Raw genomic sequence first — 1075 nt, forward strand, 5'->3', positions numbered from 1 at the left:
GAACAGGGCCCAGAGCGCCTAACCACCATGCAACGCAAGCTCTTCTCGCGTAATTGAGGGCGATCCACCATGGCAAACATCCAACCGATTATAGGTGTCGTTAGCGAATTCGACCTGGAGAAGCAAAACTACATCTGTGACAAGCAATATGTAAGCGCACTCGCAAAAGCCGGGGCAATTCCAATCATTTTGCCCTATGTCGAAGCAGATGACGTGAGCGCGGTACTCGACCGCATTTCCGGTCTCATACTTACGGGTGGCACAGATTTTCCGACGGAGCTTTACGGCGCAGCTCCGCATGCGGCGGTTCATCGAATTGTCCCAGAGCGCGATAAATTCGAATTTGCGCTTGCCCGATCAGCGCTCAATCGTTCTATGCCTATTCTTGGCGTCTGTCGGGGGATGCAGCTTCTGAACGTCGTAGCCGGAGGCACGATCTATCCTCATACTCTTGATGAACTTACAGATGTGCTGGATCATCGCGACGGCACACCTTTAGATCAAATGGTTCACGAGGTCCAAATAGACCGCAATTCGCTCCTGTGGCGGGTCTGTGGTGAGCAAGCATCTTCATTCCGGGTGAATAGCTACCATCACCAAGCTATCAAAGGACTGGCTCCTGAATTCGTGGTTTCCGCGAGTGCCAACGATGGAGTCGTGGAGGCTATTGAGTCACCCGGGCGGCCCTTTGTGATCGGCATACAGTGGCATCCAGAATGGATGTACGAGAGTGAACCTGCGTGTCGTAGTTTGATCGATAATTTTGCAAAGGCGTGCAGTTTGACTGATGGAGGACCAGCATGACGTGTGCGACCCAGCACGCGTGTGCACTGTCCTACGCAATTCCCCTACGCAGCAGACCTTGCCCTAGCACACAACACTGGCGGCGAACGCGAACATGTGCAACGCCGTCCAAGTACAACCTTAAGCGTCCCTGTGTGACGCAATTTCACGCCAAAGAAATCTAGTCTATTGGAGGGCGAAAGTGCGCGCGCTAACTGAACTCGCCAACTTCGTTAGCGGCTACCCAGCAAGTGCAATGCCCGCGGCCACACGGCAGACAATCTCGTTGCTC

The 1075-nt window shown here is 53.7% G+C and carries 1 protein-coding gene; it reads left to right on the forward strand.

Going from position 1 to position 1075, the window contains the following annotated elements:
- Nucleotides 1-69 precede the first annotated feature (69 nt).
- Nucleotides 70-804 (forward strand): gamma-glutamyl-gamma-aminobutyrate hydrolase family protein, encoded by a 735-nt coding sequence (locus AC0L16_RS33450; RefSeq protein ID WP_473625793.1) that lies wholly within the window; start codon nt 70-72, stop codon nt 802-804.
- Nucleotides 805-1075: the final 271 nt, after the last annotated feature.

It is taken from the genome of Mesorhizobium sp. WSM4848, from assembly GCF_055811375.1.

What these genes read in the sequence shown, in the direction of transcription:
- AC0L16_RS33450 (WP_473625793.1), top strand. Translation starts at nt 70, where the DNA reads ATGGCAAACATCCAACCGATTATAGGTGTCGTTAGCGAATTCGACCTG.